The sequence below is a fragment of the Crateriforma conspicua genome (assembly GCF_007752935.1).
GTDB classification, from domain to species: domain Bacteria; phylum Planctomycetota; class Planctomycetia; order Pirellulales; family Pirellulaceae; genus Crateriforma; species Crateriforma conspicua.
Map to the genome: position 1 here is coordinate 2,749,214 of NZ_CP036319.1, position 15,614 is coordinate 2,764,827.

At 53.4% G+C, this 15,614-nt stretch carries 15 protein-coding genes; 5 read left to right on the forward strand and 10 right to left on the reverse strand.

Annotation, left to right across the window (positions count from 1 at the left end; translation table 11 throughout):
• Positions 1–8: 8 nt before the first annotated feature.
• Both Mal65_RS10485 and Mal65_RS26430 read right to left on the reverse strand, forming a co-directional pair.
• Complete coding sequence (locus Mal65_RS10485; RefSeq protein ID WP_145296951.1) at positions 9–638, reverse strand: recombinase family protein; 630 nt, start codon at positions 636–638, stop codon at positions 9–11.
• Between the two features lie 105 nt (positions 639–743).
• Entirely contained in the window at positions 744–1,010 is a 267-nt protein-coding gene (locus Mal65_RS26430; RefSeq protein WP_165701191.1) for a hypothetical protein, read from the reverse strand.
• A gap of 1,518 nt (positions 1,011–2,528) precedes the next feature.
• Between Mal65_RS26430 and Mal65_RS10490 the strand changes: the two genes are divergently transcribed.
• Positions 2,529–3,380 carry a hypothetical protein gene (locus Mal65_RS10490; RefSeq protein WP_145296954.1) on the forward strand — a complete coding sequence of 284 codons (852 nt, stop codon included), beginning with the start codon at positions 2,529–2,531 and terminating at the stop codon, positions 3,378–3,380.
• Positions 3,381–3,796: 416 nt separating this feature from the next.
• On the opposite strand, the gene Mal65_RS10495 is transcribed toward Mal65_RS10490, so the two are convergent.
• Positions 3,797–4,705: a hypothetical protein gene (locus Mal65_RS10495; protein WP_145296957.1), complete on the reverse strand. Its 909-nt coding sequence runs from the start codon at positions 4,703–4,705 to the stop codon at positions 3,797–3,799.
• Positions 4,706–4,932: 227 nt separating this feature from the next.
• A complete protein-coding gene (locus Mal65_RS10500; RefSeq protein ID WP_145296960.1) occupies positions 4,933–6,468 on the reverse strand; it encodes a tyrosine-type recombinase/integrase in 1,536 nt (511 codons plus the stop codon).
• Positions 6,469–6,845: 377 nt separating this feature from the next.
• Between Mal65_RS10500 and Mal65_RS10505 the strand changes: the two genes are divergently transcribed.
• Entirely contained in the window at positions 6,846–7,556 is a 711-nt protein-coding gene (locus Mal65_RS10505; protein WP_145296963.1) for a site-specific integrase, read from the forward strand.
• Between the two features lie 34 nt (positions 7,557–7,590).
• The gene (locus Mal65_RS26435) at positions 7,591–7,752 is read left to right on the forward strand and encodes a hypothetical protein (RefSeq protein ID WP_165701192.1); all 162 of its coding nucleotides are present in this window, start codon (positions 7,591–7,593) and stop codon (positions 7,750–7,752) included.
• A 135-nt stretch (positions 7,753–7,887) separates the two neighbouring features.
• Here Mal65_RS26435 and Mal65_RS10510 read toward each other — a convergent pair whose 3' ends face one another.
• On the reverse strand, positions 7,888–9,252 hold the full coding sequence (locus tag Mal65_RS10510; protein ID WP_145296966.1) for a pentapeptide repeat-containing protein: 1,365 nt from the start codon (positions 9,250–9,252) through the stop codon (positions 7,888–7,890).
• Between the two features lie 1,016 nt (positions 9,253–10,268).
• Between Mal65_RS10510 and Mal65_RS10515 the strand changes: the two genes are divergently transcribed.
• Positions 10,269–10,574, forward strand: a complete 306-nt coding sequence (locus tag Mal65_RS10515) for a winged-helix domain-containing protein (protein ID WP_145296969.1) — start codon at positions 10,269–10,271, stop codon at positions 10,572–10,574.
• Positions 10,575–10,640: 66 nt separating this feature from the next.
• On the opposite strand, the gene Mal65_RS10520 is transcribed toward Mal65_RS10515, so the two are convergent.
• The 4 genes from Mal65_RS10520 to Mal65_RS10535 form a co-directional block, all read right to left on the reverse strand.
• Positions 10,641–11,000 (reverse strand): DUF2513 domain-containing protein, encoded by a 360-nt coding sequence (locus Mal65_RS10520; protein WP_145296972.1) that lies wholly within the window; start codon positions 10,998–11,000, stop codon positions 10,641–10,643.
• A 395-nt stretch (positions 11,001–11,395) separates the two neighbouring features.
• Positions 11,396–11,692, reverse strand: coding sequence for a DUF1330 domain-containing protein (locus Mal65_RS10525; protein ID WP_145296975.1), 297 nt, complete (start codon positions 11,690–11,692; stop codon positions 11,396–11,398).
• Between the two features lie 50 nt (positions 11,693–11,742).
• Positions 11,743–12,498, reverse strand: coding sequence for an SDR family NAD(P)-dependent oxidoreductase (locus tag Mal65_RS10530; RefSeq protein ID WP_145296978.1), 756 nt, complete (start codon positions 12,496–12,498; stop codon positions 11,743–11,745).
• 90 nt (positions 12,499–12,588) lie between these two features.
• Positions 12,589–13,422 (reverse strand): RNA polymerase sigma factor, encoded by an 834-nt coding sequence (locus tag Mal65_RS10535; RefSeq protein WP_231131338.1) that lies wholly within the window; start codon positions 13,420–13,422, stop codon positions 12,589–12,591.
• An 845-nt stretch (positions 13,423–14,267) separates the two neighbouring features.
• Between Mal65_RS10535 and Mal65_RS10540 the strand changes: the two genes are divergently transcribed.
• Positions 14,268–14,744, forward strand: coding sequence for a hypothetical protein (locus tag Mal65_RS10540; RefSeq protein WP_145296981.1), 477 nt, complete (start codon positions 14,268–14,270; stop codon positions 14,742–14,744).
• Between the two features lie 107 nt (positions 14,745–14,851).
• Here the strand turns inward: Mal65_RS10540 and Mal65_RS10545 are convergent, their stop codons facing one another.
• Positions 14,852–15,517, reverse strand: a complete 666-nt coding sequence (locus Mal65_RS10545) for a TetR/AcrR family transcriptional regulator (RefSeq protein ID WP_145296984.1) — start codon at positions 15,515–15,517, stop codon at positions 14,852–14,854.
• Between the last annotated feature and the right edge of the window lie 97 nt (positions 15,518–15,614).

Here is a 15,614-nt window from a genome sequence, read left to right on the forward strand (position 1 = left end):
AACGGAATTTATTCCTTCTGCAATTCATTCGGCTCTTTCAAAATCTTGTAGATCGTCTGACGCGACAAATCGAGTGACTTGGCAATTTCCACTACTGACAGGCCTTTGGCCTTCATTTGATGAGCACGCCGGATATGTCGTTTGGTTACTTTGAGTCTTTGGCCCGGTTTGATACCGCGTTTCTTCCACTTTCGGTCTTTTCCTTTGGCCTTGGCTGCTTCCAGTCCTGCGGTGATCCGCTCTGCCCTCAACTCCGTTTCGAACTGGGCCACTGAAGCAAGTACGTTCGCCATCATTCGTCCCGCCGGAGTGGATAAATCGACTCCATCTTTCAAGCTGACAAGATTCACACCGCTGTCTTGAAGTTCATCGAATAGCTTGGTCAGGCCACTTGCCGTCCGGCCAAGACGATCCAATCGCCAGATGACAAGGTTGCGTACCTTTCGCATTTGGATCAGTTCGTGCAGTTCGTTCCATTCTGGGCGTTTCATCGTCCGCCCGGTGAACTCGTCACGAAACCAACGAACTTCCAAGTCGTCCTGGTTGGCCTTCTCCCATCGTTTTAGGTCGGGGAACTGGGAAGCAGCGTCCTGTTTGCTTGAGGAGATGCGAACATAGATGGCGTCAATCTTGGCCATGGCGTTTCGTTTCTAGTCGGAGCTATTGTTGGTGGTTTGGGCAACTCCTGCCTCAGTCGATATGCGACCGGGGCAGGAGCGATTGTTGGTGAACGCGAATGCGGTTCAGTGGACGATGTCACTCTGGTCCTGATGTAGGCCCCAGATGAACCACTGAAGGAAGTTGAAGGGTTCCTCGACATAATCAGCTGTGGCGAGAATCGGGTACTGCTTGGTCTCGACGCATGTGCGGTAATGGTCCAGGAGCGGCTGTAGTCGCTCTGCTAGTTGCTGGGCCTCTACCTCAGTCAGGCCTTCGCGAATGAGTATTCCGGCCACTTCTCCGCCCAGTCGCACTACGGACTCGTCGCGGGGCATTTTGGGGCCTGTCATGGCAGTTCCTCGGGTTTGGAGTAGGATCGGTTCCACCAGTCACTACCGACACAAAGTGAATCGAGTCGGTGGGGAATGACCGGTTGAATGACCTTCGGTGCGAGCGGGATGGTCTGGGGGAGCGGACTTCTGTTCATGCTTGGGAAGTCGCGGTCGCTGCTGCCCTGGATCAATGTGGTAAATCAAATCTATGGCCAATTTCGCCATTGTTTTGTCCACAAATTCAGGGGGCCAAGCCATCCGAATCGCTGGAAAGCCATTTCTTTAGATTTAATCGACCACCGGGTGTTTTGCACCGGCTTGGGCTGATTATTGGTGCGGGAAACGGGGGCCAGGGTAGAGTCTGTTTCTACAGAGCATGTCTCCACTCGACTGGTCAACCATGCCTTCATTCTCTGTTCAGCGTTTCGCTACTTTCCCCAACAGATTTCAAGTCAGATTTCAAGATTGACTTCTCTATTCCCAAGCCAAGGTTCAAAACAGATTGCAGTGCAGCTTTCTTCTGCTTCGCAGCTTTCTTCTACTTCTCAAGACAGATTTCTCTATTTGCAGTGCAGCTTTGGTCTTCTTCCCCAGGCAGGTATCAATGCGAATGCCTTTAGTTTCTCCTAGCAGATTGCAGTTCTGGAATCATTGTTCTCCTAAGCGATTTCGTTTCGCTACTTCTCTCAACAGACTTTAGATCAGACTGCTTTTGCTTCCTTTGGCCGATTCCATCTACTTCTCAAGACATCCGTATTTTGCTTATCCTCGGCAGGTTTGTAGATCGATGCCTCCTTCCGTTCTTGGATTCTCTAGTTTGCAAATTCTTTTGCTTGACTGGTGTTTGTGGTGTTATGGCCATGGCAGGTTTCTGATTTGCTGCTTTCACCTTGTATCTGTCTTTGCTGGTATGGCTCCTATGCTTGGATTCGATGACCGATTCCTTCTGCTTCCGTGTTCTGTCTAGTCCGCTTCCCCAGTTTGTGACAATTTCTGTTTTCGACTTCCTGGCAAATTCGTCTATGTTCAATGAAGAAGACGAAGTTCAATGTCGAACTGATGCTTCTGATTTTGAAGTCGATGTAGCTGCGGATTCCTGAAAAATGCCGAAGCGAAAATGGCGAAGTCCTGTGTCGTAGGAAAATGGCGAAGGAAATCCTCTTTGGCTGGTTTGCATGTCAACGAGGCATCTGCAATCGATTGCCAATGACGGCGTTCATACTTTTGTGTACCTCCAGTTTGTTCTACTGAATCAATGGGGACTGGGCGTACAAGCATTGGTTCCCTGAACTTTCGTTCCCTGAAGCTGTTTCATGGGGCAGATTGCCCGGCACGATGAATGGGGGCGTTGGCGAACCGGATTGACGGCTAGTTGGCGGCCCTGAGCGGCTCTCTACCGCGTTTGGAGCCTCCAGGGGCCTTCGGTCCAAGAACGAGCCTGTGGGCCTGAATCTGGGCGGTGCGGGGTTCCTGGATTACACTTCGCTGTGACGCTTCTGGGTTCAATCGACGGATATTTACGACGACACCACCTCCATGCTCGACGACGACATCTTCAACTTCAGGCTGTTTTTGATTTGCCTAGTAGCAGCTGTGTGCATCTTTTTTGCTCCCTTCGTGATCTGGGCAATACTGATGGCGATTGTTGTTCCCTTTGGCGGGAGCATCAGTATGCCAACGACGCTTAGTGAGTTGGGCGATTCCTACGGTCTGGCGAACGCACTGATTTCAGCTTTTGCGTTCGTTTGTTTGATTTCGACGCTTTTGCTTCAGCGACGCGACATTCGTATTCAGATGGACGCACTGCATGAGAGCATCGAAACAAACAAGCAAACATCGTCCAGCACCGAGCGACTCGCGAAAGCACAGGAAGACGCGAATCGGTTGGCGGAAGAGGCGAATCGTCTTGCAACTACTCAAGCGATTGTCGACATCACGAACAAGATTGATTCGATTTCTGAAGTCGCGAACCAGCGAAGTGATAAGTCACATCTCAGTGCCAGGGAGCATTTCGAGATGGTTAGATTGCACTGGGAACTTTATGTGTTGCGTGAGCAATATGCGAGGAACTACAAAACCGATCAATGCTTGAAGAGGGGCCTTCAAACTAATTCTTGTCTTTTATATGATATGCTAAAACATGCATTTAACCTCGCCGAGTTTTGGGTGTTTCACAACGAAGGAATCACCGAAAAAGGGCAAGCAACTACGAAAGGGATGATCGTATCCCGGTTGCAGCAACTTGGCGAAGTTGTTGGTGAGTATGGATGTCCGGAATCAGCGACAGAGATTCGCAATCTGGCAGAGGATGTTTCGAAGCACGGACTTCGGGAGCAGGCACTTGGGGATCTCTTTCGAGATACGATCTACCCGATTTTGCGTGAGTGATCTTTCTGGCTCTAGGAGTGTTGTCGGTAGAAACAGAGCGGAGCCATTGGGGGCTGAATCGATTGTGGGGGGCGAGGGTTCAATTTGGCGATGGCGGGATGCGTTGTTTCTGTGGTGGCTTCGGTTGGTTCTTGGTTGCGTGCAGGTTCATCTAAAAAGCCGGTTTGAAGGAGGTGAGGGAGGCTGGAGAAGGGAGAGGCGGAAAGGATGTCCCAAGCATTGATCCGGAAAGCTAGTCCTAGCAGGAATGGATGTCCTAGCCTTGTTCCCATTTGAGATTCCATACCTAGTCCTAGAGATAGGGCCGAATCCTTCCCTATTAGAGATTCCGATCAATTGCCAGCAAAATGGACTACATGCGTTTGAATCGGGAAATACCGAGGAAAACACGGTGTTAGGGGTCTGGATTCTAGCCTTCAAAATGGCCCACCCCCCATAGCTGTGGTTTTGTCGTTTTGTCGATGTCGTCGTAGCCAGTTGCGAATGGTTTCTCGGCTAAATTCTCGGCCAGATAATTCGGAGAGCAGCTTGGCTAACTTGCGACTCGAGTAGCGTTCAGGATCACGAGAGTTCAGTTCGATGGCAACGGGCATCCAACACTCTCGAAGGTCGCTTTTTTGGACTCTTCCCGTCGCTTGTTGATGCTTCCACTTACGACTGGCTTTGTTAATGACCGAGTTGCCTGTCTTTGATCCCTTAGGACGACCGGCTTTTCCGCTACGTCTCTTTTGATGCGACTCCTCGACGCATTGGGGTGCGTCTGGGTGCACCAAGGTCATGAGTCGAAGCTTGCCCTCAGTCGAGTCGTTGATTTTGCAAAACGAGATTAGTTCTTCGAAATGGTACGCACTGGGTGTTGCCGGGAATTTGCGATGTCGAGTGCGGTACCAGTTCACGTCTCGCAGTATTCGGCTGGTCGATTCAGCCAAGATGATGTTTGCCCCCGCGTCGCGTGCTTTTTTGCATACTTTTGCAAATTCGATGAGGTAGTAAGGTTTGTTGTTATTCCGTTCGATTGCTTCCTCACCAACATAAGCTCCGATGGTCATGTGGCTGCACCCCACCACCTGTGCCCCTTTTTGTTCGACCTCCTTTCTCATGTCTCGTTCTTGGTCGGGACATGATTTTTGCTGGGCCGTTGATTGGCGGCAGTGAAGGTAAACTTTGTCTCCCGGCTTGATGTTGAACGCTTCCAGGTACTTGCTTGGTTTCGGGTAACGCTTTTCGAGCATTGGTTTAGCTGATACGACATTGTTCTTACGTTTGAATTTTTTATTCTTACGTTTGGACTTTATTATGGTTGGAGTTTTGCCAGACGTTGACATGTCGAACCTCGGCTTCAAAGCAGCCGCCAAAGTCGTAGGCTAGTCAAGACCTACGACTTTGGCGGGAAGGAGGCAAGGCACGGGTGCCAGAGACTCCTGTTCGATAATGTGTTGAGATTGACTAATTTCGCTCCAGTGATCTGCTACAGGCCAGATGCGACTGGGCGGACCTTACCCGGCGACCATCAGATACAGACGATGGTGCCGCGAAAGATCACCGGCCATGCCTAGCGTATAACTCCACTACTGGTCAACTGGCTACCAAGCCAATTCACTGCTTTATCGAAGTCAGGAACCGGCTTGCTATGGTCGACGTATTTGTCGTCAGCCATGCTTCGTGAGGCCGAATGACCCAGAAAATGGTCACGCCACTCTCGATGCTCGGAGTGGTGATAGAGTTTCGTCGCAGAGGTTTTCCGGAATGCTTTCAAGGCTCCCCGGATCTTCACAGGGGATTCGGAGCGGGTTCTCAGCTTGTTGACGAGTCGGTTCCAGTGGCTCTTAATGTTGTCGATCTTCTTGACCTTTCCATCTTTCCCAATCTCGCTCACCACCAGTTGCCCACCCTTGCGGTTGACCAAAGCCCATTCCTTGTCCTTCGATCTGAATTGCTTTAGCAGTTTGAACGTTTCCGGCCACAATTGGTAAACGACCATCGGAACGCTTCCTGCGTGATGCTTCGATGTTTTGGATCGTTGACGCGTGACGTAGCCATTTTCCCAGTCGATCTCGCTTTGTTTTAGATTGGCGATGTCGGTCTGCTGAAATCCGCAGTTCAGCATCAGGAGCATGTAAAGCCGCATTCGATCGTCGGCCTCTCCGAAAAGGATTGCTAGTTCTTCATCGGGAAAAATGACGACCTCCGGTGTGCCTGCACTGAATGACAATTCACGCGTGCCGAGCACGCTTGGCCGGACAATGACATCCCGTGTGGCAAGCCATCCGACGAATTGCTTGACACCTTGCAATCGCAGACGAGCCGTCGTTTCATTGAACTTGATCGACTTGTCCTCAACGCGGGCTTTCAAGGCGTCGTAATATCGATACAGGAACTCGCCGTCGATTGTTGCGACCGCTTGGTCGCAATCTACGAGTTCTGCCAACAGATCCAATGAGCGACGAATTGGATCGTATCGCGTCGGCTGAATTTTTCCCTTTTCGACGTCTTCGCGTTTGGCAGCTAAGAAGCGATCGATGTACCCGGCGATCGATTTTTCACGCGGGCATCGTTCTTTCAGCTTTGAGTGCTTAACGTAAACGTTCTTCGGTTCGAACAAGAAAGAGACTTGCTTTTCATCGTACCGGAGTCGCTGATCGATGAAGTCTTTGACGATCTCAATTTGCATTTGGACGTATTCCAGTTTGTCTCGGACACGAGCGGCTTTGGCTAAATCGCCGTCATCGTGTGTTCCGCCGCTTTCACGCACCCCGTTATCCCAGCGAACGTTAGCGTCATCTCGTTTCGCAAGAGCCAGTTCGTCCTCCTGCAAGTCGCTTAAAAGTTCCTCCCACTTCTTTTGGTCTTTAGCGTATGGCTGGGCTTCCGCATCGATTGCGATTTTCTTTTGTTTCCACTCGTCGAGGCATCGGCGGTAGGAGTCCTGCACTGTTTCGCCGTCGAGGATGCGGAAGTGGTATTCATTTCCCCGGTAACGCTTTCGCCAGAATGGTTTTTGGCTTGAACGATAGACGTAGGTGAGCCCTGGGTATTTCTTGTTTTCGACTCTGCGGGGTCTTCGGTTGGCCTTGGTTGATTGCGACATCGGGCGACTCAGGTGGGAAGAAGTCTCGGGCTGATCGGCAGCGGCAGGTCATTGATTCGCCTTTTCGAATGCGAACACCGCCGATTCTGACGCGGTGGCAGGCAAGCGACAATCCCCCGAATAATCCCCTTTTCAGTCGCGGAATCCCCCGTTTTGCCTTCATGGATAGCTGTTTTGTTTATAAAGAAAACAAAGAAGGACGTGCACTGGGGGTGCAGAGGTCGCAAGTTCGAATCTTGTCATCCCGACTGACCGGGGAAACGCACTTTCCCTTATAGCCGAAACCGCGATTTTGGTTTACCGCCTGACGTCAGGCGTGCGGCGTTATCTCGAAAGCCAAAACGGTACATACCGTTTTGGGATTCAGGAGACGCAACATGCCGAAACTGACGTCCGCCGTTCCCAAATACCGCAAGCATCGAGCTTCTGGCCAAGCGGTCGTGACCATCAACGGACGCGACCACTATCTGGGACCACACGGATCCAAAACGTCCGTCGCTGAGTATGACCGCATCGTCGGTGAATACCTTGTCCGTGGTCGACTGCCGCAAGTCGACACGCACGCCATCACCGTGACCGAAGTGATTGCACGGTTCTGGCAACACGCACGCAAGCACTACGTCAAAGACGGAAAGCCGACACAGGAGCAGACCATCCTGAAGTCGGTACTGCGGCCACTACGCCGGTTGTACGGTGACACGCCGGCGACCGACTTCGGACCGTTGGCGCTCGAGGTCATCCGCGACCAGTGGATCAAGGCCGGACATTCCCGTGGGACCATCAATCGAAACGTCCGTCGCATCGTGCGGGTGTTCCGCTGGGCCGCATCGAAGGAGATCATCGACGCATCGGTGCCGACGAAGCTGGCGACGCTGGAAGGATTGCAGCGAGGTCGCACCGAAGCGGCGGAGCCGGAACCGATTCAACCGGTCGACCTGGAAACGGTGGAGGCGACGATTCATCATCTCTGCGACGTCGTGGCCGATATGGTCCGTTTGCAATTGCTGACCGGGATGCGTCCGGCGGAGGTCTGTTCGGTCCGTCCGGCCGATGTCGACCTGGCGTGCTCCTGGCGTGCTCCCCAATAACTGGTTCCTGTTCGGCCGCGTTTCGGATCTGCCAATGATTGTTGGATTTCTGGATGGGGGCAAAACCCCTCGCGTGAAGTTTTATGATGTCGATCACACGCCGGACAAACTGGCGGTCCAGATCAAAGCCTACTTTGATTATGGCGCCGCGATGGCGGACCAAAAACCGACGTACATGAGCAAAGGAAAATCCTGATAGCGGATTTTTGAAAGTTCTCTGCTTATCAGGTTTCGAAAGAGGCGGGATCGCGTTCCCCGTTTTTCCTTTGTCGCGGCCGAGTGCTGTCTTCCTCCAGCATCCGGCCGCTTTTCTATCGATCCTCTGCTCCGATCAGTAAGCTCCGGTCAGTATCCTTGCTGCTATCCCGATGCGATAGAAAAGGATCAGCAGAAAGGGAACTCCGCCGGCAAAGAGAAAGAGCCCGATCAACAATCTTAGGCACGGAAATGTACGGCTAAGGCCCGCGTATGCAATTTCACTGCGGCCCGCCGAGTACTTCCATTGTGCACGCGTAAACTCCTTGATCTCATCTGGGCAGAAAAACCAGAACAGGGAATTTCCAAAAACGAGAGAGAGAGCAGCAACGAAAAAGCCAGCTGACCACACGTCGCCCTCAATTGGTTGAGACACCTTGATTGCAAGTTCTGCGACTGCTTTGATTGCCCAAGAGGAGTCCTGGCTCTTGAGTATATCTGCGCCCCACGCCTGAACGACATTCGCGAAACTGTTGTATCCACGAGTTAAGTAAGCTCTTGCTATGTAGTACAAAAGCACCGTGTAGGAAACCGAGAAGAATCGAATCCGGCAAAGCGATGCAAGGTTTTCCCAGCGAATGAGCTTCTTAAAGAAACTCCGGTCACGTTCAAGTGAGGGCATCACACGTGCATCTCGATGGAATTCAATGCGAGTTGTCCCGATGTCTTCAGTGTCGACTAATCCAGTTGAGGCCTTGAAAACTGTTTCGGTGAGATCGTTGTAACCACAAGAAGACCGCTGCATGACAAGACCATCAAGCACAGCATTGCGAAAACTGCTGTGCCGCACGTGTGATTTGAAAAAGCTGGTATCACGAAGCAATGAGCCATCGGCATTTATCTCATGCAGATTGCATCTATCAAATTGGAGTCGCGATAGCGCGACTTCCTCAAGTGGGGCTTCGCTAATGCCTATGGCAAGGCCAAGGAAATCGCAGTCTACAAATTCACAGTTGTCGGCCCGCATGTCATTCCAACGGCCATTCCTAAATTGGCAATTCTCGAACCTGCAGTTGTCTATATGTCCTGAAGGCCTAATGCAATCGAAACTGCAATTTCTAAAAACGCCTTCTTCAAATTGAAAGCAAGAGTTTTCGGAAAACTGGCAACTTTCGAAGGTGCAATCAATAAATCTCGTTCCGTCACCGAGTGAATGCCAGTTGCCGCCGATAAACGTGCAATTGTAGTGGCAGCCTTGGGTTTCGAGAGGTTCCCCAATAAAGTGCAGTCGCGAAAATTCTGTTGACGTCCAGCACTTGCGTTGCTTTGTGCCATCAGGAACTGAAAGAATGTACCTTTCGCCGTTCGTCGCGATCTCCTTCAACCTTGCAGTTGCATCTGCATTCGGAGTCCCTGGCGAGCAAAGGATTTGCAGCACCTCGACAGTTACATCTTGTCGCTCATTCGTTTGGTTCAAATTTGCCCGTCCGATGTTGTTCATGCAAAAATTTGTCCAGAATGAACCTAGGAAGACTAATCGACTAGAGCAATTTGAAATCAGGCGATCGATCGGTCGAAAATTCTGCAATTTCTCCAACGAACACCGGATTGCTTGAGGACTGCTGAAGCGGACGCAATGATACTTCTAATCTGACTGGCTGTCGGCGATGGCTTAGAAACTGTCGCTGACTTGACCGACCGGGCGTCCTGCCGGCGGTGACAAAGGTTGATTTCTCACCTCTTGACTTTGGAACCGTCTAGCACGGCGATGCGTCCGGCGGACGCAAAGCATTGATCCGGCATCGGCAGGGGAGCCAAGCCCATCGGGGCCGGAGTGAGAACCGGCTTTCTAAGCGTATCGTCGTGCTTGTGTGTGCGCGTGCCCCAACGGATGCACACGGGAAAGGTATTTCGAACCATGCGCGGGAGTATCTTTGGCTGGGACATCGACCCGGAATCGGTCTGGCAAACCCAGTGGAAAACAACGGTGTTTTGGGTCCTGCCCCTCACTTCGGGCGGGCATCCTGCAGACGCGGGCAGCTACATCGCGGTCTCGGAGGACGCCGCAGGAGAAGCCAAACGTAGGATTGTGAACGACGGGTTGTTCCATTCGGTGATCCCCATCGAGTTGCAGTTTCCAGACCTGCCCCTGACCATCGACGATCATCGGCTGGCGGGATTCGCCAGCGCTGAGGTGGAACGGGCAACGTTTTCAATGCATCAGCCCCCAGCGGAGTCTGGGCGTGCTCGCTCGCCCAGGTGCGGCCCCACACTTAAGCAGGTGCGGCCCCACACTTAAGCAGGTGCGGCCCCACACTTAAGCAGGTGCGGCCCCACACTTAAGCAGGTGCGGCCCCACACTTAAGCAGGTGCGGCCCCACACTTAAGCAGGTGCGGGAATGCTGGGCTATCTGACGACGCGAGGGAGGCGATTCAGGTGATCTTGTGGCATGACGAAGGCCGGCCGGGGTGCCCCTTTGAACAAACGGCCGTTCAGGTGAAGCAGAAGGTGATGGCATGAAGCTGATCGAATCACCGAACAGCCGGCGGTATCGACAATTCGAGCGTCTGCTATTGGTCATCGAACTATTGGCGCCGCTGAGGCTCGGAGCGATGGGTCAGGAAATCGCGGACGACGTTCGCGACATCTTGGGCGAAAGGATCAGCGATCGCACGATACGGCGTGACTGTGAAGCCCTCGTTGAGCTTGGGCTCGTTGACCGGACATCACCGGCACCAGCACGATACCGCTGGCGCGGCCGAACGATGCGGTCGGAATCGATTCTTCGATCGGCCGAACTGCATGCAGAGCTCACAAGCTAGCGCCAATAAACGCCGTGATCCCGAGGCGTCGTATCGGGATCGCTGGGTGCGACCGGATCGCACCATTCAACTGAGCAGTTGGGATAAACGGTCCGAAAGAGTCGATGCCCAAATCGAGAACGAAGCGCTCTTTACGGCGTTGTCGTTGAGTGCCCTTCTGACTTCAGACCAAACACCCTCGTTTCTTGCGTTGTCCAAAAATTCATGCCCGATCCAGGTAAGGCGTAGACCGAGGTACCAGTTGCAATCGTTCCCGCGATCGATTTGATCCCAAGCGACCAGCCCAGCCTCCTGCAGGATTTTCAGGTGATAGTCCAGGACTTCAGCAGACTCATCCGGCAACTTATCGAATGGGCCTTTATTGTGATGGGGGAGATCCTCAATTTGGAAAAAAATTTCCCGCACTAGCTGCATGTCACGTTTCATGACGTTACCCCATTCTTGATATCTGTACCCAAGAATTGGCCATTTCGGTCCGATTTAGGACATCTAATATCACAATCACCCCCATTGGTTGCAACGAGCGTTGCACGCGGTATGTTGGTGAACAGCAACGGAAACGGGGTTTTTCCCGCAAAAACCGGGGTTCAAAGACAGTGTTTTTGACCGCCTGGGGGGGGTAGAGGTCGCAAGTTCGAATCTTGTCATCCCGACTGACCGGGGTCACATTGGTTTCCGGTTCAGAAGTCGCAAGCTATTGGAGGAGAGCAACTTGCGGCTCTCGAGCGATTGCAAGTGTCGCTGATGGAGGCCACTGACATGCGCCATCATCGACGGTGTGGAGAAGGCGAAGTCTCTTCAAATCTCTGTAAAGCTTTTATCTAAGCGGGTCGAACTCCCTCCACGATGAGGCCGCGGTAGACCGCGCCACGGAAACGATGCCGAGCTGCTTCCTGGTACGCAGGGCTGTCGTACCATTTGCGAGCTTCTTCCACAGTCGGAAACTCTGCGATGACGACGCCTTCGACTTCTGGTCCCTCCAATATCACATGAGAACCATACGCGGCCAGAGGTTTAACCGGATGCCCCTCCATTGCGGCAGGTGCTTTCTGCCAATACGTCTCCAACTCCGACTTGTCGAGCGTCTTTTCACGAATGAATACGATATAAGCGGACATGGACTCTCCTCTGTTGGTTGAAATTGATTGGGGATAGGTTTTGGTGCCGTTTATCGCAAACCGCCGGATGCCAGGATCACTTCGCCTGTAAGCCAGCCCGCATCGTCGGACGCGAGGAAGGCGACAACTTTGGCGATGTCCAGTGGAGTTCCGATGCGGCCGAGCGGCGTCAGGGCCACCAGTTTCTGCTCGAAGTCACTACCCATGCCGTACAGTCCGGCTGACCGCGTCCCTTCGCTTAGCGTCGCACCGGGATTGACCGAGTTGACTCGGATGCCGCGAGAGGCCAGTTCTTTCGCGAGTACTCGGGTGATCGCATCGAGCGCACTTTTGCTCGCGGCGTAAATCGAATAACCGGGCGGGCACATTTGCGAGGCACCGGAACCGATGTTGATGATGCTCCCGCCGTTTGATCCGAAGCGAGGCAGCGATTCCTGAATCACGATCAACGGGCCAAGCACGTTGGTGTTGAACTCACGATGAAATTCTTGCGCGGTGACTTCCTCAAGGTTCATCGGCTGATAGACGCCGGCGTTGTTCACCACGATATCGAGCGACCCGCAGGCGTCATGGACTTGTGCCAGCATTCGCCGCACGTCGTCGGATTTCGACACGTCACCCTGAACCGAAATAGCTTGCCCGCCGGATTCGTTGATCTCCTGAGTAACAGCATCCGCACCGGTTCTGTCCCGGTGGTAATTGACAGCAACAACCGCGCCTGCGGCGGCCAGTTCTTTGGCGATGGCGGCCCCGATCCCTTTCGAACCACCGGTCACCAATGCGACTCGGTCCTGCAGTTTCAACATGATTTGCATCCTTAAAACCAGAAAGAAGTTGTCTCTCAATGGCATAGACGCGCCGCATGCACGACTGTGACAGTTCGCGTGAAAAAGTTTTCAACTCAGATCGAGCGTCGCGCGAACTTCCGGCAGATCGAGAATTCGCCGCAGCCACCGAGCTTGCTCCGCAGGTTCAAGAAACGGGTGATCGCGATAGATCGCGGCAAAGGATCGATCGGCGACATCGTCGATCTCGCGAGCCGTCCCCGCCGCGACGTCGCCAATCCGCTGAAGGTGGCTGATCGCGAAGAGCAGGTTCTTGGGGTCGACGTGTCCAGCGTCAATGAATCCTTTGGTCTTCTTCACACAACGACAGGGATTGCTGGCGTTGACGAGACCGCATTGCTGATTCATGAACTGGTGCAGGTCGCGGCGAGCACGGGAGAGACATTGACGGAAGTTGGCCGTCGTCATCTCCATCACTTCGCTGCCGACGGTGTCACTCACGCCGATGATTTCGCCCAGCGTGAAGATCAGTCGCTGTCGACGGTCCAGGCAAAGCAGCATCCCCGTCGTGCAGGCGACTTTGGTTTCTTCGACCAACAGCGGCACTTCCACCGGCACGCTGTTTGGATCGGGGAGATCAAGGTCCGGAGTGCTGTTGATAGCGTCCGCGTACGTGGAGAACGTTAAAGTCGCCTTCTCACCGCCACGGCGCTTCATGCTGAGAACATGGTTCGCCGTGATGCGGTAGAGCCATGTGCGAAATTGGCTGTCGCCACGAAACGTGCTGAGTCGAGTCACGACTTTGATCAGCACTTCCTGCGTGATTTCTTCAGCGTCCGCAGGTTCAAAGACCATGCGGACGGCGATGTTGTAGATCCAGGCCTGATGCCGCAGGATCAGTTTTTCCAGCGCCGAACGATCACCGTTGTTAGCGTGGCGAACCAATTCGGCGTCCTCAGGATCACCAATCGCCGCGTCTTCAGAGAAAGGGTTGAATATCGAAGTCCTTAAGGTCTCGAACAGGAGCCATTCTACGCGAACATAACTCGCACCTTCGACTTGGACGCATCCCGGCAACGATTGTGACAGAATGAGGCGGCTTCGCGTAGAGATCGAGCAACAATCCCGAGCACGCGCGAGAAACGACCCCGGTCACTTTCCCAAGTTCGCCGATCCGTCAGCGACAGGAACTCATGGAGACGACACCGTAAGTAACTTCGTGGCAATCATTAATGACTCCGGCAGGGCGTCGGCGCCAATACGGAAAAGTTCTATTGCCGTCCTGTCGCCCCGACTGACCTAAATGTCGGTCGAATCACTGCTTTAAGTGATACCGGCGTCGTGGCATGCCGCCCGCTTCCATCCGAATGATTGGTCCGTCGCACCGGTGATGCAGCGACGAAAGAAGTGGGATTCCACCGAGCTGGCCTCGATAGGCAGGTTCTTTGCAAGAAGGGCGCAAGCTCGGAATGCCCGAGCGTTCGGCGGGGAGTCGGCCAGTCGCTAGCCGCCGGTTGGTTGCACGAATACGGTGCCAAAACGCCAAGCGACACAATCGCCTTCTTCATCACTTCGGCGATGGTGAAGCAAAGTCGGCGTGGGCTTTTCCATCTTCACGCTCTTGAAATCATGGCCACGCCAAAGCAGCGAAGCCGTCGCTGAATGCGGCAGCATGCAAGTCCCCGCCGGCACCCGCGAAGTTCTCGGAACGAATTCTTCGTAACAGATTGGAGCCTGGGACGCTTGGAACTGTGACATGCAACCAAGCCCCATCGCCGAGGAATATGGCCATGTTACGAATCGCGTTGACTTTGCTGGTCCTGCTCGTCGGATCATGGTCTGTTTCTGCTCAACAAGTGATGCGAACTTCTCAGACGGGTCTGCTCTTTCCAACATTCCCTGAACGCATTATCCCCGACGTCCAGATTGCCACCTCATACGAGTTGTGGGTCATTGACCATCGGTCGCTCGACGATGTTGGTTTTTGGGTGATCTTCGAATACGAAGACCGGGACACCGTATTTAGAGGCCCTTTCGAGACCGAAGCTGACGCCTGGGACCAATTGGCACAAATCCTTTCGGGGCAAACCCGTGACCGATTGCCGACCAATTACATCAGCGTCGATGTCATCGAATTCTTGCCGGAGTACTTCTATGTGGCGACGTTTGACAGTCTGGAGGAAGCACAGGAAGTAGCAGAGATCTTTGAATCCGAAGACGTCGAGACGAAAATAGTCGTTCGCTATGGCAAGCGAAGGGAAGATTGAATGCAGCGTCGGATCGCGCGTTTTGTCGGCGCGGCGAAAGCCGGGCATTTCCTGAGTCGCGGAGACGGAAGGCTTGGGCTCAGGGCGCTGGGCTCCGGAATTTGGGTTCAGGGCTTCGACAATTCCCCGGCAAGGAAACAAGCAGCCAGACGTGAGACCGTTTCCTGGAAATCAAACTTGACGTGCTGAAACTCTGGTTGCTTCAGGACAACCTTGACCGATGCCGAGGGATGGCAGTGGGCCCACATTCCGGTTGCCGACATCACGAGCATTGCCAGTGCCCGTGAAGAATCTTCATCGCTCAGATCGGGGAGAGCTTCGGATAAAGCGGTGACGCAAGGTTGCACGATTGCCAAGAATTCACGCTTGAACTGGGCCACCGTCTCCGGGCCGACATTGTGCTCGAAAACCGATGCCAATGATGCGGACAACGTGCAGAATCGGCGTCGACGCGTCAAAGAGTCGGCAAACGCGGTGGCGACGGCATCGACATCGCCCGCTTTTTCGATTTGATCGAGTCGACGCTTGAAAGACTTTGCCCACGATGCGGACTCCTTGAGCAGGAGTTGTAGCAAGATTGCCTCGCGACTTTCAAAGTAAACATACAGGTTGGGTTTGGACAAACCGGCTTGCCTGGCAATCGCGTTTAGCCCTGTGCCTTCCAGACCCTGATCGTCAAGCAGTGCGCCGGCTGCTTCCAGGATCGCGTCGATCCTTTCGGCCTTCTGTTCCGGTTTTCTTGCTCGTTTCCACGTTTTCTTTCTCGGGGTCACCAATCGCCTCTTCCGGAAGAATTCTTTGGTCTCCGTTGACAGTGTACCACTGGTCGAATAAAAGTCTACCGGTGGTCGGTAAATAGGCGACCGTCGG

Excerpts from the sequence above, each read along its gene's own strand:
- Mal65_RS10485 (WP_145296951.1), bottom strand. The coding sequence starts at position 638 with ATGGCCAAGATTGACGCCATCTATGTTCGCATCTCCTCAAGCAAACAG.
- Mal65_RS26430 (WP_165701191.1), bottom strand. The coding sequence starts at position 1,010 with ATGACAGGCCCCAAAATGCCCCGCGACGAGTCCGTAGTGCGACTGGGC.
- Mal65_RS10490 (WP_145296954.1), top strand. The coding sequence starts at position 2,529 with ATGCTCGACGACGACATCTTCAACTTCAGGCTGTTTTTGATTTGCCTA.
- Mal65_RS10495 (WP_145296957.1), bottom strand. The coding sequence starts at position 4,705 with ATGTCAACGTCTGGCAAAACTCCAACCATAATAAAGTCCAAACGTAAG.
- Mal65_RS10500 (WP_145296960.1), bottom strand. The coding sequence starts at position 6,468 with ATGTCGCAATCAACCAAGGCCAACCGAAGACCCCGCAGAGTCGAAAAC.
- Mal65_RS10505 (WP_145296963.1), top strand. The coding sequence starts at position 6,846 with ATGCCGAAACTGACGTCCGCCGTTCCCAAATACCGCAAGCATCGAGCT.
- Mal65_RS26435 (WP_165701192.1), top strand. The coding sequence starts at position 7,591 with ATGATTGTTGGATTTCTGGATGGGGGCAAAACCCCTCGCGTGAAGTTT.
- Mal65_RS10510 (WP_145296966.1), bottom strand. The coding sequence starts at position 9,252 with ATGAACAACATCGGACGGGCAAATTTGAACCAAACGAATGAGCGACAA.
- Mal65_RS10515 (WP_145296969.1), top strand. The coding sequence starts at position 10,269 with ATGAAGCTGATCGAATCACCGAACAGCCGGCGGTATCGACAATTCGAG.
- Mal65_RS10520 (WP_145296972.1), bottom strand. The coding sequence starts at position 11,000 with ATGAAACGTGACATGCAGCTAGTGCGGGAAATTTTTTTCCAAATTGAG.
- Mal65_RS10525 (WP_145296975.1), bottom strand. The coding sequence starts at position 11,692 with ATGTCCGCTTATATCGTATTCATTCGTGAAAAGACGCTCGACAAGTCG.
- Mal65_RS10530 (WP_145296978.1), bottom strand. The coding sequence starts at position 12,498 with ATGTTGAAACTGCAGGACCGAGTCGCATTGGTGACCGGTGGTTCGAAA.
- Mal65_RS10540 (WP_145296981.1), top strand. The coding sequence starts at position 14,268 with ATGTTACGAATCGCGTTGACTTTGCTGGTCCTGCTCGTCGGATCATGG.